Source organism: Peribacillus sp. RS7 (assembly GCF_041956845.1).
In the GTDB taxonomy this organism is placed as follows: domain Bacteria; phylum Bacillota; class Bacilli; order Bacillales; family DSM-1321; genus Peribacillus.
The window spans coordinates 443,417-468,279 of the sequence record NZ_CP168135.1 but is presented as its reverse complement, the minus strand read 5'-3'; the positions used below and the strand labels follow the sequence as shown (position 1 = coordinate 468,279).

Annotated in this window: 29 protein-coding genes, 1 tRNA gene, 1 riboswitch and 1 other annotated feature; of the genes, 28 read left to right on the top strand and 2 right to left on the bottom strand. The window is 39.9% G+C overall.

The genetic code is table 11. The features are described 5' to 3' along the window. Window positions 1-131 precede the first annotated feature (131 nt). The 3 genes from trxA to ACDZ29_RS02440 all read left to right on the top strand — a co-directional run bounded on the left by trxA (window position 132) and on the right by ACDZ29_RS02440 (window position 3,881). Window positions 132-446 carry a thioredoxin gene (gene trxA, locus ACDZ29_RS02450; protein WP_375089740.1) on the top strand — a complete coding sequence of 105 codons (315 nt, stop codon included), beginning with the start codon at window positions 132-134 and terminating at the stop codon, window positions 444-446. Window positions 447-548: 102 nt separating this feature from the next. After that, window positions 549-2,321 carry an excinuclease ABC subunit UvrC gene (gene uvrC, locus ACDZ29_RS02445; protein ID WP_289325957.1) on the top strand — a complete coding sequence of 591 codons (1,773 nt, stop codon included), beginning with the start codon at window positions 549-551 and terminating at the stop codon, window positions 2,319-2,321. A 61-nt stretch (window positions 2,322-2,382) separates the two neighbouring features. Beyond that, a riboswitch (Lysine riboswitch) is annotated at window positions 2,383-2,559 on the top strand. Between the two features lie 89 nt (window positions 2,560-2,648). Next, window positions 2,649-3,881, top strand: a complete 1,233-nt coding sequence (locus ACDZ29_RS02440) for an aspartate kinase (protein ID WP_370016001.1) — start codon at window positions 2,649-2,651, stop codon at window positions 3,879-3,881. Between the two features lie 64 nt (window positions 3,882-3,945). Here ACDZ29_RS02440 and ACDZ29_RS02435 read toward each other — a convergent pair whose 3' ends face one another. Further along, the gene (locus tag ACDZ29_RS02435) at window positions 3,946-4,416 is read right to left on the bottom strand and encodes a YslB family protein (RefSeq protein ID WP_375089738.1); all 471 of its coding nucleotides are present in this window, start codon (window positions 4,414-4,416) and stop codon (window positions 3,946-3,948) included. A gap of 384 nt (window positions 4,417-4,800) precedes the next feature. Between ACDZ29_RS02435 and ACDZ29_RS02430 the strand changes: the two genes are divergently transcribed. The 17 genes from ACDZ29_RS02430 to ACDZ29_RS02350 all read left to right on the top strand — a co-directional run bounded on the left by ACDZ29_RS02430 (window position 4,801) and on the right by ACDZ29_RS02350 (window position 18,020). Further along, the gene (locus ACDZ29_RS02430) at window positions 4,801-5,409 is read left to right on the top strand and encodes a succinate dehydrogenase cytochrome b558 subunit (RefSeq protein WP_289315432.1); all 609 of its coding nucleotides are present in this window, start codon (window positions 4,801-4,803) and stop codon (window positions 5,407-5,409) included. 70 nt (window positions 5,410-5,479) lie between these two features. Further along, complete coding sequence (gene sdhA, locus ACDZ29_RS02425; RefSeq protein ID WP_289315433.1) at window positions 5,480-7,231, top strand: succinate dehydrogenase flavoprotein subunit; 1,752 nt, start codon at window positions 5,480-5,482, stop codon at window positions 7,229-7,231. A 17-nt stretch (window positions 7,232-7,248) separates the two neighbouring features. Beyond that, window positions 7,249-8,022, top strand: a complete 774-nt coding sequence (sdhB, locus tag ACDZ29_RS02420; RefSeq protein ID WP_048689018.1) for a succinate dehydrogenase iron-sulfur subunit — start codon at window positions 7,249-7,251, stop codon at window positions 8,020-8,022. A gap of 305 nt (window positions 8,023-8,327) precedes the next feature. Beyond that, window positions 8,328-8,792: an acyl-CoA thioesterase gene (locus tag ACDZ29_RS02415; protein WP_375089736.1), complete on the top strand. Its 465-nt coding sequence runs from the start codon at window positions 8,328-8,330 to the stop codon at window positions 8,790-8,792. Window positions 8,793-8,915: 123 nt separating this feature from the next. Next, a complete protein-coding gene (locus ACDZ29_RS02410; protein ID WP_028392149.1) occupies window positions 8,916-9,140 on the top strand; it encodes a response regulator transcription factor in 225 nt (74 codons plus the stop codon). 223 nt (window positions 9,141-9,363) lie between these two features. Next, complete coding sequence (locus tag ACDZ29_RS02405; protein WP_375089735.1) at window positions 9,364-9,807, top strand: MarR family winged helix-turn-helix transcriptional regulator; 444 nt, start codon at window positions 9,364-9,366, stop codon at window positions 9,805-9,807. A 10-nt stretch (window positions 9,808-9,817) separates the two neighbouring features. Further along, window positions 9,818-10,621 (top strand): glutamate racemase, encoded by an 804-nt coding sequence (racE, locus tag ACDZ29_RS02400; RefSeq protein ID WP_375089733.1) that lies wholly within the window; start codon window positions 9,818-9,820, stop codon window positions 10,619-10,621. A gap of 9 nt (window positions 10,622-10,630) precedes the next feature. Beyond that, window positions 10,631-10,807, top strand: coding sequence for a hypothetical protein (locus ACDZ29_RS02395; protein WP_375089732.1), 177 nt, complete (start codon window positions 10,631-10,633; stop codon window positions 10,805-10,807). A gap of 2 nt (window positions 10,808-10,809) precedes the next feature. Next, window positions 10,810-10,950: a hypothetical protein gene (locus ACDZ29_RS02390; RefSeq protein ID WP_375089731.1), complete on the top strand. Its 141-nt coding sequence runs from the start codon at window positions 10,810-10,812 to the stop codon at window positions 10,948-10,950. A gap of 69 nt (window positions 10,951-11,019) precedes the next feature. Next, entirely contained in the window at window positions 11,020-12,099 is a 1,080-nt protein-coding gene (locus ACDZ29_RS02385; protein ID WP_375089729.1) for a GerMN domain-containing protein, read from the top strand. Window positions 12,100-12,335: 236 nt separating this feature from the next. Then, the gene (locus tag ACDZ29_RS02380; protein WP_375089728.1) at window positions 12,336-13,418 is read left to right on the top strand and encodes an endospore germination permease; all 1,083 of its coding nucleotides are present in this window, start codon (window positions 12,336-12,338) and stop codon (window positions 13,416-13,418) included. Next, on the top strand, window positions 13,415-14,890 hold the full coding sequence (locus ACDZ29_RS02375; protein WP_375089727.1) for a spore germination protein: 1,476 nt from the start codon (window positions 13,415-13,417) through the stop codon (window positions 14,888-14,890). The genes ACDZ29_RS02380 and ACDZ29_RS02375 overlap by 4 nt, the downstream gene beginning before the upstream one ends. After that, on the top strand, window positions 14,887-16,008 hold the full coding sequence (locus tag ACDZ29_RS02370; RefSeq protein WP_375089725.1) for a Ger(x)C family spore germination protein: 1,122 nt from the start codon (window positions 14,887-14,889) through the stop codon (window positions 16,006-16,008). The genes ACDZ29_RS02375 and ACDZ29_RS02370 overlap by 4 nt, the downstream gene beginning before the upstream one ends. Window positions 16,009-16,225: 217 nt before the next feature. After that, on the top strand, window positions 16,226-16,837 hold the full coding sequence (locus tag ACDZ29_RS02365; protein ID WP_375089724.1) for an XTP/dITP diphosphatase: 612 nt from the start codon (window positions 16,226-16,228) through the stop codon (window positions 16,835-16,837). Window positions 16,838-16,839: 2 nt separating this feature from the next. Continuing rightward, window positions 16,840-17,352, top strand: coding sequence for a metallophosphoesterase family protein (locus ACDZ29_RS02360; RefSeq protein WP_375089723.1), 513 nt, complete (start codon window positions 16,840-16,842; stop codon window positions 17,350-17,352). 173 nt (window positions 17,353-17,525) lie between these two features. After that, window positions 17,526-17,599 (top strand) — tRNA-Arg (locus tag ACDZ29_RS02355). A gap of 220 nt (window positions 17,600-17,819) precedes the next feature. Continuing rightward, entirely contained in the window at window positions 17,820-18,020 is a 201-nt protein-coding gene (locus tag ACDZ29_RS02350; RefSeq protein ID WP_289325947.1) for a hypothetical protein, read from the top strand. A 92-nt stretch (window positions 18,021-18,112) separates the two neighbouring features. On the opposite strand, the gene ACDZ29_RS02345 is transcribed toward ACDZ29_RS02350, so the two are convergent. Then, window positions 18,113-18,373, bottom strand: coding sequence for a hypothetical protein (locus ACDZ29_RS02345; protein ID WP_375089722.1), 261 nt, complete (start codon window positions 18,371-18,373; stop codon window positions 18,113-18,115). Between the two features lie 308 nt (window positions 18,374-18,681). Here ACDZ29_RS02345 and ACDZ29_RS02340 point away from each other — a divergent pair, with 308 nt between their 5' ends. The 8 genes from ACDZ29_RS02340 (at window position 18,682) to ilvB (ending at window position 24,863) form a co-directional block, all read left to right on the top strand. Next, the gene (locus tag ACDZ29_RS02340) at window positions 18,682-19,437 is read left to right on the top strand and encodes a DUF2087 domain-containing protein (protein ID WP_375089721.1); all 756 of its coding nucleotides are present in this window, start codon (window positions 18,682-18,684) and stop codon (window positions 19,435-19,437) included. An 18-nt stretch (window positions 19,438-19,455) separates the two neighbouring features. Next, entirely contained in the window at window positions 19,456-19,812 is a 357-nt protein-coding gene (locus ACDZ29_RS02335; RefSeq protein WP_370015993.1) for a GIY-YIG nuclease family protein, read from the top strand. Window positions 19,813-19,963: 151 nt separating this feature from the next. Further along, complete coding sequence (locus ACDZ29_RS02330; protein ID WP_289325943.1) at window positions 19,964-20,242, top strand: 2TM domain-containing protein; 279 nt, start codon at window positions 19,964-19,966, stop codon at window positions 20,240-20,242. A 182-nt stretch (window positions 20,243-20,424) separates the two neighbouring features. Beyond that, window positions 20,425-20,598, top strand: a complete 174-nt coding sequence (locus tag ACDZ29_RS02325; protein ID WP_289315448.1) for a hypothetical protein — start codon at window positions 20,425-20,427, stop codon at window positions 20,596-20,598. 63 nt (window positions 20,599-20,661) lie between these two features. Continuing rightward, window positions 20,662-21,021, top strand: coding sequence for a YidH family protein (locus ACDZ29_RS02320; protein ID WP_289315449.1), 360 nt, complete (start codon window positions 20,662-20,664; stop codon window positions 21,019-21,021). Window positions 21,022-21,463: 442 nt separating this feature from the next. Continuing rightward, complete coding sequence (locus ACDZ29_RS02315) at window positions 21,464-21,739, top strand: GNAT family N-acetyltransferase (RefSeq protein ID WP_289315450.1); 276 nt, start codon at window positions 21,464-21,466, stop codon at window positions 21,737-21,739. A gap of 190 nt (window positions 21,740-21,929) precedes the next feature. After that, window positions 21,930-22,430, top strand: coding sequence for a M15 family metallopeptidase (locus tag ACDZ29_RS02310; protein ID WP_375089718.1), 501 nt, complete (start codon window positions 21,930-21,932; stop codon window positions 22,428-22,430). Between the two features lie 343 nt (window positions 22,431-22,773). Next, window positions 22,774-23,032, top strand: a binding site (T-box leader). Window positions 23,033-23,147: 115 nt separating this feature from the next. Further along, window positions 23,148-24,863, top strand: coding sequence for an acetolactate synthase large subunit (gene ilvB / locus ACDZ29_RS02305; RefSeq protein WP_375089716.1), 1,716 nt, complete (start codon window positions 23,148-23,150; stop codon window positions 24,861-24,863).

The following is a 24,863-nucleotide window of genomic DNA, read 5'->3' as shown; positions in this document are numbered from 1 at the left end:
GGCAAGGTTTGAGCCTGCATATTTACTCTTTTTTTGGACATCCTACCACTGAAGCAAAATATTAGCATCGTTTCTAGCAACAATGGTATACTGTCTTTAGTTATTTGAGTAATTTTGAGGAGGAAATATATATGGCTATTGTAAATGCAACTGACCAAACTTTCACAACAGATACTAGCGAAGGTGTAGTTCTTGTAGATTTTTGGGCACCATGGTGCGGACCTTGTAAAATGATCGCTCCTGTTCTTCAAGAGCTTGATACTGAAATTGGCGATACAGCGAAAATCGTAAAAGTGGATGTAGATGAAAACCAAGAAACAGCTGGGAAATTCGGTGTGATGAGCATCCCGACATTAATCGTCCTTAAAGACGGTGAAGTGGTGGATAAAGTTGTTGGTTTCCAACCTAAAGAAGCACTTGCTGAACTTATTTCAAAACACTCGTAATAGTAAGTTAGCTAAAAAAAGCTTCAAGTCTGCGGACTTGAAGCTTTTTTCGCTAACTTGATATATAATAATTGTAAAATGGGAGAACAGGAGGCTGAATGCATGAACCAACAAATAAAGAATAAACTTGCCCTTCTTCCCGATCAACCTGGTTGTTATTTAATGAAAGATCGTCAGGGAACGATCATATATGTAGGCAAAGCGAAAGTGTTGAAAAATCGTGTCCGTTCTTATTTCACGGGTTCTCATGATGGAAAAACATTTCGGCTTGTGAATGAGATAGAGGATTTTGAATACATCGTTACCTCTTCCAATATCGAGGCGCTTATTTTAGAGCTGAACTTAATCAAAAAACATGATCCAAAATATAATGTCATGCTTAAGGATGATAAGACGTACCCTTTCATCAAGCTGACGGCGGAACGTCATCCACGTCTAATCATTACGCGAAAAGTAAAAAAAGATAAAGGGAAATACTTCGGACCATATCCAAATGCTTTTGCAGCTAACGAAACGAAAAAATTGCTCGATCGCATCTATCCCCTTAGAAAATGCAATACCTTACCTGATCGTGTTTGTCTTTATTATCACCTTGGCCAGTGCCTGGCCCCATGTGTTTATGATGTTGAGGAACAGGAATATAAGAAAATGGTGGATGATATCAACCGCTTCTTGAACGGTGGACATACTGAGATAAAAAAAGAACTGACTGAAAAAATGCTGGAGGCATCAGAAAATCTCGATTTCGAGAGGGCCAAAGAGTTCCGTGACAAAATTGCCCACATCGATATTACGATGGAGAAGCAGAAAATGATGACGACCGATTTCATCGACAGGGATGTATTTGGGTTTGCCTATGATAAAGGCTGGATGTGTGTTCAGGTATTTTTTGTCCGACAGGGTAAATTGATAGAAAGAGATGTTTCACTTTTTCCTGTCTATGATGAACCGGAACAGGAACTTCTTACATTCCTCGGTCAGTTTTACGAGATTACCAACCACTTTAAACCAAAGGAAATCTTGCTGCCTGAGTCAGTGGATGCTGAAATGGCCGAAGGGCTCCTTGGTGTCAAAACGATTCACCCGAAACGGGGATCGAAAAAAGACATGCTTAAATTAGCGAATAAAAATGCCTCCATCGCCCTTCAGGAAAAATTCTCCTTGATTGAACGGGATGAAGAAAGAACCATCAATGCGGTAGAAAACCTCGGGACCCAATTAGGCATCTACACCCCGCACCGAATTGAAGCTTTCGATAACTCCAATATTCAGGGAAGTGACCCTGTTTCCGCTTTAGTCGTGTTCATTGATGGGAAACCGGAAAAAAGGGAGTACCGTAAATATAAGATCAAGACGGTCCAGGGACCTGATGATTATGAATCGATGCGTGAAGTGGTCAGAAGAAGGTATTCACGAGTATTGAAAGAAGGGCTGCCGCTTCCGGACTTAATCATCATCGATGGTGGAAAGGGCCATGTGGAAGCCGTTCGGGATATATTGGAGAATGAATTGGGCCTTGATATTCCACTATCAGGTCTCATTAAGGATGAAAAGCATAGGACCTCGCAGTTGATGATTGGAAATCCGCTTGAACTCGTACCACTTGATTCACGTAGCCAGGAATTTTACTTATTGCAAAGAATTCAGGATGAGGTGCATCGATTCGCGATTACGTTTCATCGCCAGCTACGCGGGAAAAATGCGGTTCACTCCCAGCTAGATGATATTCCAGGTGTCGGGGAAAAGCGAAGGAAGCAATTGTTGAGGCATTTTGGGTCATTAAAGAAAATCAAAGAGGCAACGGCCGAGGAAATTATGGAAGCGGGCATGCCAAAAGGGGTAGCCGAGGGAATCGTAAGAAAATTACAAGAATAATCTTGCTACCGACTATTCCCTATGCTATGATTAAAAGGAATTTTTAACTAGACAACTTAAAAGTGCTGATAGAGGTGCGGAATTCAAGAGTAAAAACCTGGAGAAGTATGAGCTTCCATGAAAGGTTTTGAAAGGGGATGACGCCGAAGGAAGACAAGACTCATACCTTGTTTTTCTGGTCTGACATTTAATAAATGGCGGATTGTCAGGGTTAATACCCTGGAGAGCTATCTCACTGTGTTTACAGTATCAGATATGTGATCACAGCAATGAGATATTTCTCATTGCTTTTTTTATTGCCTAAAAAGGTAGAGAGGGTGCATTAGGATGGCATTAATCGTTCAAAAATTCGGCGGAACATCCGTCGGAAGCGTAGAAAAAATCAAAAATGTTGCCAATCGGGTAATCGAGGAAGTGGAGAATGGAAATGGTGTTGTAGTCGTTGTTTCAGCTATGGGGAAAACCACAGATCAATTGGTTTCCATGGCCCAAGATATTTCCGGAACCCCGAGCAAGAGGGAAATGGATATGCTATTGACGACGGGGGAACAGATCACGATATCCCTGTTAACGATGGCATTGATTGAAAAAGGACATGAAGCCATTTCGTACACAGGCTGGCAGGCAGGCATGCAAACGGAATCCGTTCATGGGAATGCCAGGATTTTAAACATCGATTCTACAAGGATTCAAGCCCAACTCCAGGAAAAGAAAATTGTGGTCGTAGCCGGTTTCCAGGGGAGCGATGCAAATGGGGAAATCACTACCTTAGGGCGGGGTGGTTCCGATACGACGGCGGTTGCCATCGCTGCAGCGCTGAATGCGGATAGATGCGATATTTATACGGATGTAACGGGTGTTTTCACTACGGATCCACGCTACATAAAAGGTGCGCGAAAACTTCAATCCATTTCTTACGATGAGATGCTGGAACTTGCAAACCTGGGGGCGGGCGTCCTACATCCAAGGGCTGTCGAATATGCAAAGAATTATCAAATCCCGCTTGAAGTCCGTTCAAGCATGGAGAGAGAATCAGGAACGATCATAGAGGAGGAAGCAACTATGGAAGAAAACTTAATTGTACGCGGCATTGCTTTTGAAGACAGTATTACTAGGGTCACAATTTATGGTTTGCCACAATCACTTGGTGCATTATCCACAATTTTCACGACACTTGCGAAAAACCGGATTAATGTGGACATCATCATTCAAAGCATGACTGCCGAGGATACGACCAATCTATCATTTTCCACAAAAAGTGAAGATACGGAAGCGGCATTGATCGTGCTGGAAAACAATAAAGAACGATTGGCATTCGACCGAATCGAAACGGAGGGTGGGTTGGCCAAAGTGTCCATCGTCGGATCTGGTATGGTATCCAATCCAGGAGTGGCTGCCGAGATGTTTGAAGTGATGGCCAATACAGGCATCCAAGTGAAAATGGTCAGCACATCGGAAATTAAAGTCTCGACTGTCGTCAATGAAAAGGAAATGGTGAAGGCGGTCGAATCTCTTCATGAAGCATTTAAACTTGGACAGCATGCAAATGTGCTAGCTTGAGTGTAAGGAGTCCAATAAAAAAACAGACTTCCGGTAAAAAGGGTAAGTCTGTTTTAAGGGCTCGTTAGATAGGGTCTCTGGGATCCCATTGGATGGTGAATATCACTTTTTTTGCGCGGCGTTTGATTTCTTCCGTTGATTCGCTGAGGAATTTTTTTTGCAGTGTAAACTGCTCGGCAAGGAAACCGGCTTCAAGTTGGAAGTGACAGTCAGGGTGTAAATCCAGGCGGCGGCTGATTATTTCACCCGTCAGGGATAATTCCATCTCGTTTTTTGAATACTTCATGATTTCCAGATTGCCCCATCCAGCGCTCTGGAAAAATTCAATCACTTCCTGATCGCCATTCAATGGGAATTTTCTTGCTAACTGTTTACCTGCCCAATAGAGGATTTGATTAGAGTCTTTTCCGAGAATATCGTTCAATAGAACTTCTCTGATTAATTCGTATCCGAAAGCTGGAACTTGGAATTCTTCAGTTTGAATTTCTTCAGCTTGAATCTCTTCTTCTATCGCAGCAGCAATATTTTTTTTCATAGTTTATCGCCTCTTTCTGTAAATCTATTATAAACGTATTTCTTTTGCAAATTATACTGTTTTTTATTTATTTAAATAACAATTGGAAAAAAATGAGAAATTATACCGAGATATTAATAGTTAAATTTGAAATTTCTTCAAAATATCATCTTGACAAACAAAAAATAGCCAATTTAATCCAATAAAATCTATTCTGAAAAAGAGATTTCTTGTATCCGTTTTCTTGACGCACATAGAAGTCAGGAGTAAAATGGACATGTCACATAATTGTAAAGGAAGTATAGAGGAGTTTTTTTGACTCTATACTGTATTTTCACGCGGAGATAAAAGGTAGCCACCAGTTTATCTTTGCATGATTTTTCACAAATTAAGGGGGGGCACTTAGTGGCAAAAAATCGTGAGTTTGGGAATCGCAGGCTTCATTCACTTCTAGGAGTAATTCCAATTGGTCTATTCCTAATTTTTCATTTATCGGTAAACTTTATGGCAACAAAAGGAGAAGAAACTTTTAATGGGGCAGTTCATTTAATTGAGTATACGCCCGTGAAGATTTTGGTAGAATGGGTCGTTATCTATCTACCGCTCATTTTCCATGCTGTGTACGGAATTTATATTGCCTTTACAGCAAAAAACAATTTAGGCAGATTTAGTTTCTTCCGTAACTGGATGTTCATGCTGCAACGTCTAACTGGAATCATAACGTTGATTTTCCTTGTTTGGCATATATGGGCAACTAGAATTCAAGCAGCTATGGGTGCTGAAGTTAACTTTGATATGATGGCTGAAATTTTCTCTAGTCCATTTATGATTGTGTTCTATATTGTTGGTATTATCTCGGCAATTTTCCACTTTGCTAATGGATTATGGTCATTTGCAGTGAGCTGGGGTCTTACAGTTTCACCTAAATCGCAAAAAATCATGACTTACTTTACATTGATCGTTTTCGTTCTTCTTTCTTATATCGGAATTAGCGCAATTTTCGCTTTCGTATAAGAAGATAGAGTTCATTTATAAGTATTAGGAAAAACATAGCTTGGCTAATGGAAATAAGGGAGTGACAGAATTGGGTAAAGGTAAAATAGTTATCGTTGGTGGAGGTCTAGCTGGATTAATGGCTACGATCAAAGCAGCAGAGCTGGGACAACAGGTTGATTTATTTTCTTTAGTGCCTGTTAAACGCTCTCACTCAGTTTGTGCCCAAGGCGGAATCAATGGGGCAGTAAATACAAAAGGTGAAGGGGATTCTCCATATATCCACTTCGACGATACAGTTTATGGCGGAGATTTCTTGGCTAACCAACCGCCGGTTAAAGCGATGTGCGAAGCAGCACCATCTATTATCCATATGTTTGACCGTATGGGTGTTATGTTCAACCGTACTCCGGAAGGTCTTCTTGATTTCCGTCGTTTCGGTGGTACTCAACATAGCCGTACAGCATTTGCTGGTGCAACAACTGGTCAACAATTACTTTACGCATTGGACGAGCAGGTTCGCCGTTATGAAGTTGAAGGCCTTGTAACGAAATATGAAGGCTGGGAATTCCTTGGAGCTGTTATCGATGATGAACAAACAGCACGTGGTATCGTAGCTCAAAACCTGACTTCAATGGAAATCAAATCATTCCCTGGCGACGCAGTCATCATGGCGAGCGGTGGCCCTGGAATCATTTTCGGTAAATCAACTAACTCAATGATCAATACAGGCTCAGCAGCTTCCATCGTTTATCAACAAGGTGTAAATTATGCAAATGGTGAGTTCATTCAAATTCACCCGACTGCAATCCCTGGAGATGACAAACTTCGTCTAATGAGTGAATCCGCTCGTGGTGAAGGTGGACGTATCTGGACATATAAAGACGGAAAACCTTGGTATTTCCTTGAAGAAAAATACCCTGCTTATGGTAATCTAGTACCTCGTGATATCGCGACTCGTGAAATCTTCGACGTATGCATGAACATGAAGCTTGGCATTAATGGAGAAAACATGGTTTACCTGGATCTATCACATAAAGATCCTAAATTACTTGATATAAAACTTGGTGGAATCATTGAAATCTACGAGAAATTCATGGGTGAAGATCCACGTAAAGTTCCAATGAAAATTTTCCCTGCCGTTCACTATTCCATGGGCGGACTTTGGGTGGATTATGACCAAATGACTAACATCAAAGGTTTATTCGCTGCTGGTGAGTGTGATTACTCTCAACATGGCGGTAACCGTCTTGGTGCGAACTCACTTCTTTCTGCAATCTATGGTGGTTCAGTCGCTGGACCGAATGCCGTTAAATATATTGAAGGCCTTGATAAAACTTCAGAATCCATTTCTTCTTCGTTGTTTGAAGGGTACGAAAAACAAGAACAGGAAAAATGGAATGAAGTCATGTCCCTTGATGGTAACGAAAATGCGTACGTTCTTCACAAAGAACTTGGTGAGTGGATGACACAGCATGTTACTGTAGTTCGTTACAATGACAAGCTGAAAGAAACGGATAACAAGATTCTTGAACTGATGGAACGTTACAAGAAAATTAACATCAATGACACGGCAAAATGGAGTAACCAAGGAGCTGCATTCACTAGACAGCTGCAAAATATGATGCAATTGGCTCGTGTAATCACAATTGGTGCGTTAAACCGTGACGAAAGCCGCGGAGCGCATTACAAACCTGATTTCCCAGAACGTAATGATGAGGAATTCATGAAAACAACTATGGCAACATTCAAAGGCATGGATCAAGCACCTGAATTCCATTATGAAGATATTGATGTATCACTGATCGCACCGCGTAAACGTGATTACACAACGAAACACTAAAGAGGGGGAGCAAAAAAATGGTTGAAACTAAATCTGAGACTAAAACAGTCCGTTTTATAATCACTCGTCAAGATACACCGGATTCAGCTCCTTATGATGAGGAATTCGAATTAGCGTATCGCCCGAATATGAACGTAATTTCCGCTCTAATGGAAATTCGTCGTAATCCGGTAACTGTACAAGGCAAGCACACTACAGCAATCGCATGGGACATGAACTGTCTTGAAGAGGTTTGTGGTGCTTGTTCAATGGTTATCAATGGTAAACCAAGACAATCATGTACAGCTCTTATCGATCAATTGGAGCAACCGGTTCGTCTAGCTCCAATGCGTACATTCCCTGTTGTTCGTGACCTACAAGTCGATCGCAGCCGTATGTTCGACTCATTGAAAAAGGTAAAAGCATGGATTCCAATCGATGGAACGTACAATCTTGGACCAGGACCGCGTATGCCAGAAAAGAAACGTCAATGGGCTTACGAGTTATCAAAATGTATGACTTGCGGTGTTTGTTTGGAGGCTTGCCCGAACGTAAACAGCAATTCAGACTTCATGGGGCCACAACCATTATCACAAGTTCGTTTATTCAACGCACATCCAACGGGTGCAATGAACAAAGCTGAACGTTTAAATACAATCATGGGTGATGGAGGACTTGCAAACTGCGGTAACTCACAAAACTGTGTGCAGTCTTGCCCTAAAGGCATTCCATTAACAACTTCGATTGCAGCATTGAACCGTGATACTACGATCCAACAATTCCGTAACTTCTTCGGAAGCGACGAAGTTTAATAATGAAAATGAAAGAACCCGTATCTTAGGATATGGGTTCTTTTTGTTTTACATTCGTAGAGAATGGCAAGTCCTTAAAAGATTGATAATTTGCATGCACCCTGAAAAACCGGGATCGAAGTGTGATTGGTTTGGGCAAATGAGTTTCTTGTAACCCAACATCCTCACGCAAAGGCTGAAGGATTTGATTAATAAAGTGAGCAACAAGCAAATTAACCTGCCTTCAATAGAAAATCCTTTTCAATATCGTTGTTTTCTTATAAAATGAGTGAATAGTCATTCAATTCAGAAAGGGTGTGCACAAGATGGGCAGGATATCATATATCGATAATATAACGGAGTGGATCACTGATTTTTCTTTTAAACATGAGATTAAGGTCCGTTTTTCAGAAACTGATATGTTTGGGCACTTGAATAACACGATTCCTTTTACTTATTTTGAGGAAGCTCGGATTGAGTATTTCAACAGTATGGGGTTCATGAAGGATTGGACCTCGGCTGAATGCAGTGAGATGCCGGTTGTTGCCAATTTACAGTGTGATTACCTGAAGCAGGTGTTTTTCAATGACCAATTGACGATCCATGTGAAAGCTGACCATATCGGAAACTCTTCAGTAGACATACATTATATGGGAACCAAACAAGATGGTTCAATTTGTTTAACGGGTAGGGGAACGATTGTCCAAGTTTCCAAAGCCACCGGAAAGCCGATACCTTGGACGGAAGAGATGAAGCGATCGATGTGGCAAACAGAGCTCGAACATTCCTGAAAATATTTTCATTTTAGACAAGTAAAAGAGTCACTCCCTTGCCCCGGCCGACATACTATATCTTGACTAAATAGACACCCACTCCGGGTTTTATGCTGGTGAAGGCAAGGAGGGTAACATTACTTGAAGGAGAACGAATTCACTCATAAGCCACTACTCACCAAAAGAGAAAAAGAAGTATTTGAGTTACTAGTACAAGACAAAACAACAAAAGAAATCGCAGGTGAATTGTTTATTAGCGAAAAAACAGTTCGAAACCATATTTCGAATGCGATGCAGAAGCTTGGAGTCAAAGGACGTTCGCAGGCAGTCATAGAACTCCTTCGTATGGGAGAACTTAAGCTTTAATGTGTTGACATTTAATACGTAAGCCTTATAAATATTTTCTCTCCCGTTCATTGGCAGCATATAAGGAAGGCCAAAACAATTTGGTTGTTTTGACTTCTTTGGATGCTGCTTATTTTTATGAAGGGGGTTTCATTATGGATTCCGGATAATCATTCTTGAAAATCATTTCACTTTCATCCAAAATGGTAGTATGATAAGTTTCATGAAGTGGGGAGCTGTGTGTATGGATGAAGAGAAGCAGGTTGCATATGTAGCCGATATCGAGAGGGAATTGCGCTATGTATCGACATGGCTTAAGCAAAGGGGAAGAGAAATTCTCAAAGATTATAAAATCACCATTCCTCAATTCGTGGCTTTGCAATGGCTTTTTGAATCAGGCTACATGACGATTGGCGAATTGTCCACAAAGATGTTTCTCGCCTTCAGCACAACGACGGATCTGATTGACCGCATGGAGAAACATCAGCTTGTCCAGCGTGTCAAGGATGATAAGGACCGGCGCGTGGTTCGAATTCACCTTCTTGAAGAAGGTGAACGGATTATTGAAGAAGTGATTAATAAACGACAACAGTACTTGAGTGGGGTATTAGTCAATTTCAACGAATCTGACATCGTGTCCCTGCAAGGAATTCTAGCAAAACTACATCAAGAAATGAAAGAAAAATGAGGCGAGTTTTTTGAAACAACCGATAGGAATCATTGATTCAGGGGTAGGCGGCTTGACTGTAGCTAAAGAAGTCATGCGTCAGCTTCCAAATGAAAATATTATATACTTAGGTGATACAGCAAGATGCCCTTATGGGCCTAGGACCAAAAAAGATGTCCAAACCTTCACATGGCAAATGACGAGGTTTTTGATGAAGAAGGATATAAAAATGCTGATCATCGCCTGCAATACAGCGACTGCAGCTGTACTGGATGAAATCAGGGCATTACTTCCGATTCCTGTATTAGGTGTCATTCATCCTGGGGCAAGGGCGGCGTTGAAAGTTTCCAATTCCTTGCATATTGGCATTATTGGTACGGAAGGCACAGTGAAAAGCAAAGCGTATGACGATGCACTTGCCTCCATCAATTCCGATGTGAAAGTAGATAGTTTAGCATGCCCGAAATTTGTCCCTATCGTAGAAAGCGGCGAGTTTCAAGGGAAGATAGTCAATAGGGTCGTGGCACAAACCTTGAGTCCGTTGAAGAAAACGAAGATCGACACATTAATCCTTGGCTGTACCCATTATCCACTGCTGGGGCCTGTAATCTCGACCTATATGGGGGATGAAGTACAAGTCATTTCCTCTGGGGAAGAGACGGCCCGAGAGGCAAGTGTCATTTTGGATTACTATAAATTAATCAATAAAAGCAAGCTCCGTCCAGTTCATCGCTTTTATACAACCGGTTCAAGAGATATGTTCGGTTACATCGCGGAGAGCTGGCTCGGTATTCATATCAATACAATCGAAACAATTAAAATTGATCACTTATAAGGCTTCCATATGGAAGCCTTTTTTCTGAAGGGAAAAAATGAAAAAGCCTACCGTTATATGTATATAGCTACAAGCCTGGATGGATATATCGCTAGGGAAGCTGGAAGCATAGATTGGCTTGAAGAGACAGAAGGGGAAGGGGGACAATGGGGTACGGCGATTTCTATAAAAATAGCGATACGGTGATTATGGGAAATAAGACATATCAACAGATTCATACATTGGCAGGAGAATTTCCCAATCAAGATAAGGCCTGCTATGTCTTTCCTAATGAAGCTGACAAAGATGCAGCAGTACAGGCAAATTGCCTAGCTCCATTATCGGAGTGAAAAATAATTGGTCTATTTTCGCTTAGGGCTCGTATAAATAGGAGTACAAACTGTCCTAGGAGTGATTTTATGTCCAATAAATCAAAAGTAACAATGGCCGTGACCATTCTGGCATCTTCTTTTTGGCTTTCAGGCTGCGGATTATTTGGCGGTGAAGAGAAAAAGGAAATTGATCCACCAAAGGATGTTTCATTAGTCGAGGATGAATCTTCATTAAAAGAAACAGAAACGAATGGTGAAGAAAAGCCTGCAACAGATGGAAAAGAAGGCGCTGTTGAGTCGAAAACTGTGAAGACAGAGTTATATTTAATTGATAAAAGTGGGTATGTGGTTCCACAGACATTGGAACTTCCTAAATCGGAGGCCGTAGCTAAACAGGCCCTTGATTACCTTGTCGCTAACGGACCAGTCACGGATAAACTTCCTAACGGATTCAGGGCCGTCATTCCTGCCGATACCCAAATAAGCGTGAACATTAAAGAAGGAGTGGCTGTTGCGGACTTTTCGCCGGAGTTCAAAAACTATCAAAAAGAGGATGAACTCAAAATCCTTCAAGCTATTACATGGACTCTGACACAATTCGACTCAGTCGATAAAATCCAAATGAGAATAAATGGGGAAGATATTTCCGAAATGCCGGTCAATGGCACACCGATAGATGAGAATATCTCAAGGTCTTCAGGAATCAATATCGATACGAGTGATGTGGTCGACATTTCGAATTCCAAAGCACTGACCGTTTATTACGTAGGCGGTGACGAGGAGTACACCTATTATGTTCCGGTGACACGCAGGATCAGCGAAACGGTGTCTGATAATGTAACGGCAGTCATACAGGAATTAACGAAGAGTCCTTCGGGTTCTAACCTGCAAACAGGGTTCATGAGTGATGTAGCTTTACTTGACGAGCCTAAAGTGGCAGAAGGTAAGGTCAGCCTCAATTTTAACGAAAATATCCTTGGAAGCTTTAAAGAGAAAAAGGTATCACAAGAAGTACTTGATGCATTGGTCCTTTCTTTAACGGAACAGAAAGGAATTGAAAGCGTTGAAGTACAAGTGCAGGGCAGCGCCGATGTTCTTAATGAAGAAGGAAAGAAATTATCCGAACCAGTGGTCCGTCCAGAGAAAGTCAACACAGGTAGTTTTTAAAGAGCGATATTATATATTGAAATAGCACAATGAGGCAGCCTGCAGCTGCCTCTTATTTTTTTACCTCCACCATTGATTACCACGTGTTAAAGCCCTTGTTTTATAAATCTTAATTATTGTATTAGTTGAAAACTAATACCCCGCCAAGCAAATTCTCTTATCGTGAGAAAGTTTTTACATAAATAAATTTTTAAAAGGGGAAATTACCTTTATTGATGTAATTAATGGGGGATATTATGGATCAAAAGGTAATTCAGGCTTTACACATCTATGTTTTAATCATTATGAATACAGGATTCATGGTACATGTCCTGCTCCTTCCCAATATCTTAACCGCATCTCAACGCGACGCATGGATAAGTGTCATAATAAGTGTTGTTCCATGTATCGTTTGGACGCTATTTATTTTTTATATTTATAAAAAACTAGATAAAGAAGATATAATCTCTTTTCTGAAAAAATGGTCTACACCTTTTGTTACATATATTTTCACTATAGCATTTGGGTTGTACTTTATAATTAACGCCTTCATTACCATCAAATTTACAGTGATTTGGGCAAAAGCTAATTATACTCATGACATACCAAACATCGTAGTCGTCAGCCTATTCACTTTTATATGTATTTTTGCAAGTTATAAAGGAATACGCACCATAAGTACTTTGGCTCTCCTATTTCTTCCGGTCGTCACTTTTTTCGGGATATTTGTGGGTCTGGGGAATACGAGTAATAAGAATTACGAATTATTGTTCCCGATATTTGAAAGCGGGTATAGAAATACTTTAAATGGAATTCTGTATACGAGTGCAGGATATTTAGAAATTATCGTTTTTTTATTTTTAACTCCTTACTTGAAAAATAAGCTAAAAGCCAAGTGGCTATTAATGGCTGGTATTATCTTAATCATGCTGACGTTAGGACCCCTCATGGGAGCGATTGCGGAATTTGGTTCTGTGGAAGCAGTGAAAATGAGGAATCCGGCTTATGAACAGTGGAAGTTGTTAAGGTTTGGCTATTATATTACTCGACTCGATTTCCTTTCCATCTTCCAATGGCTTTCAGGTGCCATGATTCGAATAAGTTTATGTTTATTTATAGGCTATAAATTAATCTCAAATTCAAAACATCAGAAGTGGATACTGCTTTCACTATATTTGTTAATTGTTATTGGAACGCTAATCCATTGGGATGCTACTTCATTTTTTTATTTCATATACAAATATTTCTTTCCAATCAGCAGTCTGTTTCTTTTAAGTGCCGCAATTATACTGTTTTTTCTTGTTATAAAAAAGGGAAAAGGTAAAGGTGAAACATTATGAAGAAGGGAAAATGGAATGGAACTCTTTCTTGCATTGACCAAATCCAAAAATGGTTCGAACATTCTTCCGATGTTGTTTTAAGAACAAAAACCTTTGATAATGAAGGTCGTTATTTGTTGGGGTTTTTATATGCGCCAAACTTAGTGGATATGCAATTTATCAATGAAGTGATATTGCCTACAATATCAAAAACGGTTCAAGAAAATGGCGAATTAACAATTGATCAATTAAGCAATATTATGGAGATCAGTACGCTTAAAAAGGGCTCCGATTTAAAAGAGGGAGTAGAGAGCATTCTTTTTTCAGGAGACCTAATCATTATTAATGAATCTTCTAATGAAATTTACTATACCCCATTGGCTAATTCCCCTAAGCGCAGTCCGGAAGAATCCAATATAGAATCTTCCATTCGGGGACCTAGAGATGGATTTGTTGAGAATATATCGGATAACATGTCTTTAATTCGCCAAAGGTTAAAAACGGCATCACTTAAATGTATAGAATATACAATTGGGAAAAGAAGTAAAACTAAAATATTGCTACTTTATATAGATGACATTATTAATCCCTCGATTCTTTCGGATATTAAAAAACGATTGGATTCATTAAAGGTTGATATCATAGTCAGCAGTTACCAAGTTGAAGAACTCCTATATGATAATCAATTTTCCATCTTCCCCTTAATGGATTACGTTGGTCGACCGGACTATGTTGTTGAATCCTTGAATCAAGGGCGCTTTGCCATCCTGGTAGACGGGAATCCCACATGCTTGATCGGACCAACCAGTATTAATCAGTTGCTTTATTCTGCTGATGACGCACATGCAAGCTTTTTTTACATTAGTTTTATACGCATCATTCGTGTAGTCGCCTTATTTGTAACGGTTACGTTACCGGGTTTTTTTATAGCGTTAGTTTCCTATCAATTCGATCAAATTCCCTTTTCGCTTCTTGCGACAATTTCAATCACGAGACAGGGATTACCCATACCTGCTTCTTTGGAGGCATTCATGATGATCATATTGTTTGAACTATTTAAAGAAGCCGGTCTTCGCCTGCCAAAAGCTGTAGGTCCTACGGTTTCAGTGTTGGGTGGATTGATTATAGGTGATGCAGCGATTCGGGCAGGGCTCACTTCACCCTCCATGCTAGTAGTAATAGCTGTTACAGTTCTGTCAAGCTATACCTTAATCAATCAGAATATTGCTGGGAATATCGTTCTTATAAGGTTATTCATATTTGCTTGTTCAGCGTTTTTAGGCTTGTTTGGATTCTTTATGGGAATATTCCTTATCTTGATTGTTGTGGTTTCCTTGGAAAGTTTCGGCCAGCCTTTTGTGAATCCACTTTCCAAACCAAATAAATCGGATATGTTAAAAGTCTTATTTAAGCTTCCGTATGGGATGTTAAGGCAGCGGAATCAAGCTATACAGTCCAGTGATAATGAACCGCAAAAGGAGTCGAACAAATGAGAAAGCTATTTGCAGTCATGATTATTGGCTGTCAACTTTTACTGACGACAGGATGCTGGGGAATGAAGGAAATTCAAGCTCAAACATATGGATCCGCTCTTGGGATCGATTATAAAGAGGGTGAATTCATCTTATACTTTCAAGCATTAAATTTTGCGGATATAGCAAAACAAGAGGGGGCAACTGCATTACAACAAAAATCTTCTGTTGTCATTGGGAAAGGTAAAGGGGAAAGTATCGAAGAAGCATATACTGAATTAGAACAAAATGCAGCATTACCACTTTATATCGGGCATATTAACTCCTTCATTTTAAGTGAGAATGTAATCAAAAAGAAAATGAAGGATTTCATTGAATATGTAGGGAAAGAGCCCTTATTGCGATACAATTCTTGGCTGTTTGTTACAAACGAGGATATTAAAAAGGTGTTTGACAGTGATAGTTTCTTTAATCTTCCTAACTTATTCACGATCATTCAAAGGCCAGAGACCGTTATTAATGAGAACTATTTTATTTCCCCGTTAAAATTCAGTGAACTGGTTTCGGAATTTTATCAACCGGTTGGTTCCATTTTAATTCCCTCTATGGTCATAAATGAGCATCATTACTCAGAGAAGGGGAAAGAAAAAAAGATACCAACGTTGAATGGCGGCTATGTTTTATCAAAACAACAGTATAAAGGGTTCGTAAGTAAACAAGATTTGATCGGTTTAAAATGGGTTGAAAACAAGGCGACAGTAATATTTTTTTCCCTGAACAAACAAAAGGTAAGTGTTGAAATCATGGATCCCAAAACAAACATCATAGTATTGGAACAACAAAAGAAACCTTTGTATGATTTAGAGGTTAGAGCAAATGGAATATTGAAACAAAATATAGATAACTTGGATATGGAAAAAATCGAAAAAAAAGTAGAAATAAAAGTTAAGGAAGATATTTTGAAGACATTGGAGACGGGGGGGGAAATCAATACAGACCTTTTTAACATAAGTGAAAAGGCATACAGATACCATGTCAATAAGTGGGATAATAAAGTTATTAATTCCTTTGATAAGACTTCAATAAATAACATAAAAGTTAATATCCATATTGAACATAGTGAAAATTACAAACGTTAGTTTATAAGTTTCGGGTTAATGCAGATGAGGGAGTTGTGTTAGACTTAACTTATCAGGAAAATTCAGCGGCCGTTGTTGATCATGAAAGGCAGCGCTGAATTCATCCGTTTGGCACTGGAGAAGAAGCGGCTTTTACATATAACGAGTTATAGCAAATTCTTGCTTAGCCCCAAAAGGGCTCACATGCCGATAAAATAAAAAAGGGTGAAATGAAAAAATGAAGACAGTAATCATTGCAACGAAAAATAAAGGGAAAGCCAAGGAATTCGAAAGCTTGTTCTCTGCTAAAGGATATGAAGTCAAAACGCTTCTCGATGTACCGGGTGCACCGGATGTGGAGGAAACAGGTACAACCTTTGAAGAAAATGCAATCTTGAAAGCAGAGGCCATTGCCCATCAGCTAGGCCATTTTGTCATTGCGGATGATTCCGGATTGATTGTAGATGCATTGGATGGCCGTCCGGGCGTATATTCTGCCCGCTATGCTGGAGAGTCCAAGAGTGATGAAGCGAACACGGAAAAAGTCCTCGGGGAACTGGAAGGCGTCCCGGAAGAGGAAAGGACAGCGAGATTCTATTGCGCCTTGGCCCTCGCGTCACCCAACCAGGAAACGATTACGGTTTCGGGAACGATGGAAGGCTTGATTACAGAACAGCCTTCAGGAACGAATGGATTTGGTTATGATCCAATCTTTTTTGTTAAAGAACAGGGTAAAACAAACGCCGAATTGACAAAAGAGGAAAAAAACCAAATCAGCCACCGTGCCCACGCATTGAGGGCCCTAGATGAAAAACTTGATTTATTTCTAAAAAGGGAAGAAGGAATATGACGATGAAAGTGCTAATAATGAGTGACAGTCATGGCTTAACTCATGAAATAAGCATGATAACCGACCGTCATAAACAAGAAGTTGCTTCCATGATCCATTGCGGTGATTCAGAGTTGGAAAGAAATGATCCTCACATGGCGGATTTCTTAGCTGTTCGTGGGAATTGTGATCATGATTCGGCATATCCGACTGACATTGTGGAGAACATCGCAGGCAAGCGTTTCTTCATTACGCATGGACATCTCTATAACATAAAGATGACCCTGATGAATTTATCTTATAAAAGTGAAGAGGCCGAAGCGGATATTATTTGCTTTGGTCACTCCCACGCTGCAGGTTCCGAATCGATTGACGGCAAGCTCTTCATCAACCCGGGAAGCATACGCCAGCCGCGTGGACGAAAAGAGAAAACCTATGCCATTTTGGAAATGGGAACAGGCAAACTTGAAATCACCTATTATGACCTTGAAGGAAAAATCGTTGAAGAATTAAGAAATGCTTATCAAATGGAATGAATTCATGTATAATGAACAGGAAGCGTTTTTCCCCGCTTCCTGGTACATAAAAAAAGAAAAAAACTTTTTATGAAAAACCGTTGACTTTCTTTTGATATCCTACTATAATAAGAAGTGTCCTAAGGGAACAGTTAAGGTAATACATAAGTTTTACCGCAACTTATATCATAAATGTCTCAGTAGCTCAGCTGGATAGAGCAACGCCCTTCTAAGGCGTCGGTCGGGAGTTCGAATCTCTCCTGGGACACTAACTTGAAAAAGCCAAAACCTTTTAAGGTTTTGGCTTTTTTACTTTTTGCTTTAAGTGTGAACGAAAATATTGGATGAATATAGAAAGAATGCCTTTCGATTTGCATCCTTTGAACCATTAATGTTCCGTTTTGACGAAAAGAAGTTTTTTATTTCATATTTATCGCAGGTGGATGGTCTTTTTATGTCGAACTTGTTATGGATAAGGAGTTGTTTAAATGAATAAAGATAGATTGTTCAAGTTCATTCAAACTTCCACTCGGGGCAATTTCTTCTCAGTCGAAATATCCGAAGATGGAACTAAAGTAGTCCAATTAGCCAAAGAGTTAGAAAAAGAAGGAAGAATCAAGTTGAGGGAATGCACACGAAAAGATCAAAGTGTTTATCTGGAAGGAATACTTAAGTTTGTGCCTAGCTAATACTTAATGAGCTAACGAAGGACTTATACTACGAATTTCATATGCTCCATGGAAAAAAGGCATCCAACATTGGATGCCTTTTTCTATTTTAATCAAGTCCTATTTAATGTTTGAAGATTCTTTTTAATAGTTTCACGGTTTTTGATTATTGCCGTCTTCAATTCTTCAACGGGTGAACTTTTATCATCTTCTTCACTAAGTTGCTGCACACTTGATTGGTTTTGTATAAGTATTTCAATTGTATCCCGTAATTCTGGCAGTGATACCTTGAATTGTTCGGATAAATGATGTAATGCCTTATGTAAATCGGGGTTATGGATTGAAGGGACAATCCCTTCATGTTCATCTATCAATGATAATCCTCCTCTAAGCTTATTCGCGCTTTTATATAGCATATTATTGAGGGTAGATAATTATACAATGAAGGCTCTATTTCGACATGGGAAATTACACTCGTTAATCAATGGATTATATCGGCATAGTGCCATGGGATCATTGAACTTGGTTGAAATCAGTAAAAGCTCAATTCCCTGACTCCTCGCTTGCAAGGCCTGAATACTTTAGTGAAATTATAAATAAATCAGAAAAAACATTGACATATAGCAAACAAATTAATAATATGTTTATTATATTATAAACTTTACGGGGAAGTGTTTGTTTAATGAAGGACGCTGAAATGTTTTGGAGTGCATCTCAGGATGAGCTTAAACAAGGGTATAGCGAAGAAGGGAATCAATATATTTGTTTGCTATGCGGAAATGCAATTGAAAAGGGGATAGTATACCCGATAGATGGGGTTCTTTATGAAGCTGAGAGGTATATGCGAATTCATATTGAACATGCACACAGCTCCGTTTTTGAATACTTGATTGATCTCGATAAAAAACTTACAGGGCTTACTGATCACCAAAATCGTCTCCTTCGCCTTTTTTACCAGGGGAAGAATGATGCTGAGGTTCAGGAGGAAATGGGAATTGGAAGTCCTTCCACAATTCGGAACCATCGCTTTGTGTTAAAAGAGAAAGAGCGTCAGGCTAAGTTGTTTTTAGCACTGATGGAACTTTTGAAAGATAAAGATGAACATGCGCCGGCATTTATCCCCCTTCATCAAAAAGCAAGGATGGTCGATGATCGTTATAACGTTACCGAGGATGAAAAGATGGCTGTACTGAAAAAGTATTTCCCTAAAGGCAGTAAGGATGCATTAAAGTCTTTCCCGCCCAAGGAAAAACAAAGGCTGATGATTCTCCAAGAAATTATGAACCGTTTTGAAAATGAGCGAAAATACGAAGAAAAGGAAATCAATCAAATATTGGGTGCCGTTTATCATGATCATGTTCTTTTGAGGAGATATTTAATAGAATATGGATTCTTGGATAGAAAGCCTGATGGGAGCCAATATTGGCTGAAGAAATGATGACTGGAGGCAAGGAAGATGGATCGTAAAAAAGAATTGAAGCAATTATATAAAGAAACGAAAGTTGAAGCGGGTGTATACCAAATAAGAAATACGGTAAATAATAAAGTTTTTATCGGGAGCACCAGAAATTTAAAGACGTTGAAGGGTAAACAATTTGAATTGGAAGTGGGAACAAACACCAATAAAGTTCTCCAGGATGAGTGGAATCAATATGGGAAAGAGGCTTTTTCTTTTGAAGTACTGGAGGTAATGAAGCCGAAAGAAACAGGATTTTTCGATGCAAAACGGGAATTGAAAAAACTTGAAGATTTGTGGGTCGAAAAAATACAGCCATATGAAGAACGGGGATACAATAGAATGAAATCCAACTGACTTTTTTGAAGTTAATCTTTTGAAATTCTTCCGTAATTCCAGCTCTCGATTTAGCGTTTGTGCATCTCATCCCTTTATGGGAATGGGATAAATGAGGTATTATTGAATAAGATGGTAATATATTCAAGTGTTTCGCTTAGGAGGTGCTGGGATGGAAAATGAAAATGGATATCTAAGGGCGAAAAAAAGGGTGGAAAACCTTAAGGCATTCTACATCCATTTAACGGTGTATGTATTGGTGAATGTAATGCTTTTTGCCATTAACCTATTAACTGATTCTGGTTATTGGTGGTTCCTTTATCCCCTTGGAGGGTGGGGGATTGGAGTTCTGATACACGGCATTACTACCTTTGCAGATGGAAACTTCGGGTCTGAGTGGGAAGAAAGAAAGATAAAAGAATACATGGAAAAGGATAAAAAGAACGGCTGAATTTGGATATTTTCAAAACCGGGAGTCATTTATGGCTCTTTTTTTATGTGGAAAGATAATTATAGGATCTCACTTGTTGTTAGTTTTTAAATGGTTTAAGCTAGTAATGCGGGACCTGTTTGTAAAACAGAGGGGGAACCTGTGAAGGACCTTCACTAAATAATTAATAATAGGAGTTGCTAATGAAAAAAATAGGATGGGCCATAACGGGGATAGGGGCAATCATTGCACTGGGTGCCTTGCTTTATCCTCTGAATGTCATTAATAAAACACTATGTATATATTTTTTGCTTGGCGGTGCAGGGCTAATGTTTGTCGGGTCTATGATCAGGGCCTTTTCGCTTCTTAAGAGATGACTGATTAAAGAGTCTTTTAGTTACATAAATGATTGATCAAAAACGTTCAATTAGGGTGATGACATGGAGAAAAACCAATTGAAATATGCCCAGCAGCATCTGGCTAATGAACGCACCTTTTTAGCGTGGATAAGAACGGTGATTGCGATAGTGGGGGTTGGTTTTCTCACGACGAGCCTGCATTTTACGATAGGTGTGCATCGGGATGCCCGGATTGACTTGATCAGTATCGTACTGGGGATGTTTACATGTGCTTTGGGCCTTGTGATTACAGTACTGGCGACGTTCGGGTATCTGCAGAAGAAGCAACAAATCATTGAAGGGACGTTCCGGCCCTCGAGTGCACACGTAATTCTTATCGCTGTTTTTATGGTCATATTGTTATTGATGATCATTTTATATTTTGTTTTCATAAAAGTTTAAAAAACTGTCCTATCCTAAATAGGTCAGTTTTTTAGTTTCTACTATAATATACTTATTCTTACGTCATTACGGTAAGATTTCTTCCATTAATTAAAATGCAATCAAAAAACAGAAGCATGACATACTCTGAATTTCATTATGGTCATGAAGGAGTAATAAAAAACTTGTAATAAAAATCATGCAGTATCGTACACCTCAGCCTTAGTGAAACCTAGGGTTTTCAGGAATGATATGTCATCGGTCAGGAATAATTGATCAAGATTTCCTTATCATGTCTTATGCCTTCCTGAAAATATTGTTTATCAGCCGTTTTTTATTTGTAAATAAACTTCACATCAACAATGCTGGCTTTCACTCCATTGAATTTTGATCACGTTTTAAATATTTGTTTAATTTCCATTTTGTGAGATATGATAAAGGAAACTAAAAGGAGGTCAACAAGATGGTGGATATCAAAAAAGGTGAAAGTTCTTTTTTTGTCGAAGAATCTGGCGAGAAGCTAGCGGAAATCACATTCTTTAAATCAGGTGATGATGTAATCACGGTCGATCATACCGTAGTTTCTGACAAGCTTCGCGGACAAAAGGTAGGAAATGCCCTTGTTGAAAAGGTAATAGGATTCGCACGTGAGGAAAAACTGAAAATTGTTCCGGTATGTTCGTTCGTTCAAAAACAGTTTGAAAAAAATGCTGAATATGAGGATGTTTTGGCTAAATGAACCAGAGGGCTGGACACAGGGGGATGATATATTTCACCTGTGTTCGGCCCTTTTGCATTCAGGCAGGGGGTGTAAATGAATAAGGATTTTTTCATCAATCAGCCCCCTTCAAGTTCTTCCAGTTTAATAATATATAAAGCGCCTTTCCGTCTAGGACATTTTTGGCATTAAATATAGGGGAGGTGCCAGGATGGCTATCAAATTACAAACCCTATTGAATCGCGCAAAGGAAAATATGGGAAGTGGTATGAACCCGGTCGTGAACGAAGCGATACTTGAAGTGGTTAAATTGGCTTATGAAGTGGGGATATTTGTTCAAATCACGGCTGGTTATCGAAGCTTCTTGGAACAAAAAGAATTGTATGAACAAGGCAGAACGAACAAATCAAAACCAATCGTGACTTATGCGAGAGCGGGCCAATCCTTGCACAACTATGGACTTGCTGTAGATTTTGTCATTGTCAGTGATGACGGCAAGCGGGCATTGTGGACAGAGGACGAAAAGTGGACAAGGGTGGCAGCCATAGCGAAATCCCTGGGCTTTGTTTGGGGTGGGGATTTTGAATTGTTCCGGGATTTACCGCATCTTGGAATGTCGGGAGGTTTGTCCACGAGAGATCTTCAAAAGGGATTGAGGCCGAATCTTGTATCAAAAGTTACGTTTCCAAACCCTTGTCACAAAGGAGATTGACAGTGGGAAATGAAGCTGAAAGGAAAAATGGATGTTTCCACATGGTGAAAACATTACAAGTGACTTGAATAGTATGGGTAATACATGGATGGATACGTCAGTGGAGTTCCAATAATAAGTTATAAAAAATAAATGATGTACTTAACGTTTTAAAAATTAAAAATTGAAATAACTTTATTTTATAGAATGTGGTAATGATAGGTATGTAAGCGTATACAACAAATCTTTCAATTTAGAATTATCAAAAAATTCTTAAAAACCTGTTGACTACTACCGGAAATACGCGTAAGATAATCACAAATACAAGACATCAAACATAAGCGATACGAAAAATAGAATAATGCGAAAAGCATTGAAGAGGATAAGTAGTCTTTTTAAAAGTCATTTACAGAGAGCCGGGTTGCTGAGAACCGGTATTGTCCCGAAAGATGAACTCACCTTGGAGTTTCAGCTTGAACGTCAGACTAGTAGGGCTGAACGGGTGCGTACCAGTACCCGTTACCAAAACAGAGAATAGTGTAAACTATTCAAAGTGCGCATGGAGTTTCATGCGAAAAAGGGTGGTACCGTGGAGTGGCTCATCAAGCCTTTTCACCCCTTTAACTTGCTAAGTGCAAGTACATTTGGGGTGAAAAGGCTTTTTTGTATGCACAAAAAGCTGAAAATTCTGAATCTTGGGAAAATACTTAGAAGAAAAGCGAAGGAGGTCTTTACGAAATGACACAAAAATCAGTGGTAGCTGATCGGAAAAGTGGAAAGACACATTATAGTGGTGCAGAATTTCTGATGGATGCATTGAAAAAGGAAAATGTTGAAGTCATCTTTGGTTATCCAGGTGGTTCCGTATTGCCGATTTATGACAAGCTTTACAGTTCAGAGCTTTTTCATATTTTGACAAGACACGAACAAGGTGCGATCCATGCAGCGGAAGGATACGCCAGAATTACCGGCAAGCCGGGGGTTGTCATAGTCACTTCCGGACCAGGGGCGACGAACATTGTGACCGGTTTGGCCGATGCAATGATCGACTCTTTGCCGCTTGTGGTAATTTCGGGTCAGGTAGCTACCAGTGTAATTGGTACAGATGCTTTCCAGGAAGCTGATGTACTGGGGATTACTACACCGATTACAAAACATAACTATCAGGTGAGAAAGCCGGAAGACCTCCCGCGCATTATAAAAGAAGCTTTTTATATCGCTTCAAGCGGCCGGCCCGGTCCAGTATTAATCGATATACCTAAAGATATGGCCATTTTAGAAGGTGTATCGACGGATGTGGAACCGGAAATGGATCTCCCTGGTTATCAGCCGACGACCAAGCCTAATTACTTGCAGATCAGAAAGCTTGTTGAAGCCGTAAGTGGAGCGAAAAGACCGGTCATTCTTGCAGGGGCAGGTGTCCTGCATGCAAAGGCGTCCAATCTATTAAAGGACTATGTTGAGCAGCAAGGCATTCCAGTCGTCCACACTTTATTGGGTCTTGGAGGTTTTCCGGCGGAACATCCTCTCTTTATCGGAATGGGTGGCATGCATGGCTGTTTTGCAGGAAACATGGCGTTATCGAAATGTGATCTATTAATCAATATCGGTGCCAGGTTCGATGATCGATTGACTGGGAATCTAGCGAAGTTCGCACAGCATGCAACAGTGGCCCATATCGATATTGATCCAGCAGAAATAGGCAAAAATGTACCGACGAAAATTCCAGTCGTCGGAAGTGCTAAGGAAGCATTGACGGAGTTGATTGCACAAAATGGCAAGAAGCCGGAAATTGATGAATGGACCACACAGCTGGCTGCATGGAATGAAGAATTCCCATTGCGTTATACACATGAAGAAGGCGTCCTGAAACCTCAGCGGGTCATCCAAATGCTTCATGAAAAAACGAATGGGGAGGCCATTGTTACGACAGATGTTGGACAGCATCAAATGTGGGCAGCACAATACTATCCGTTTAACAAACCGAATTCATGGGTCACTTCCGGTGGACTGGGGACGATGGGCTTTGGCTTACCTTCGGCTCTCGGAGCGCAGCTGGCGAATCCGAAAGCGACGGTGCTTTCGATATCGGGAGATGGAGGATTCCAGATGTGCCTCCAAGAACTTTCGGTCATAGCCGAATTGAATCTGCCGATCAAAATCATCATCGTCAATAATGGGGCACTCGGGATGGTAAGGCAGTGGCAGGAACTCTTTCACGATAAACGTTTCTCACACAGTATTTTTCAATCGCATCCGGATTTCGTGAAATTGGCCGATGCGTATGGAATTCCAGGATACAAAGTGACGACAGAGGAAGAAGCAAGCAACTGCCTGGATGTAGCGTTGAAAACTGATGGTCCCGTGTTGATCGATTTCCGGGTAAAGCAAAATGAAAATGTCTTTCCGATGGTAGCACAAGGAAAAGGGCTTGATGAAATGGAAGGAGTTTAA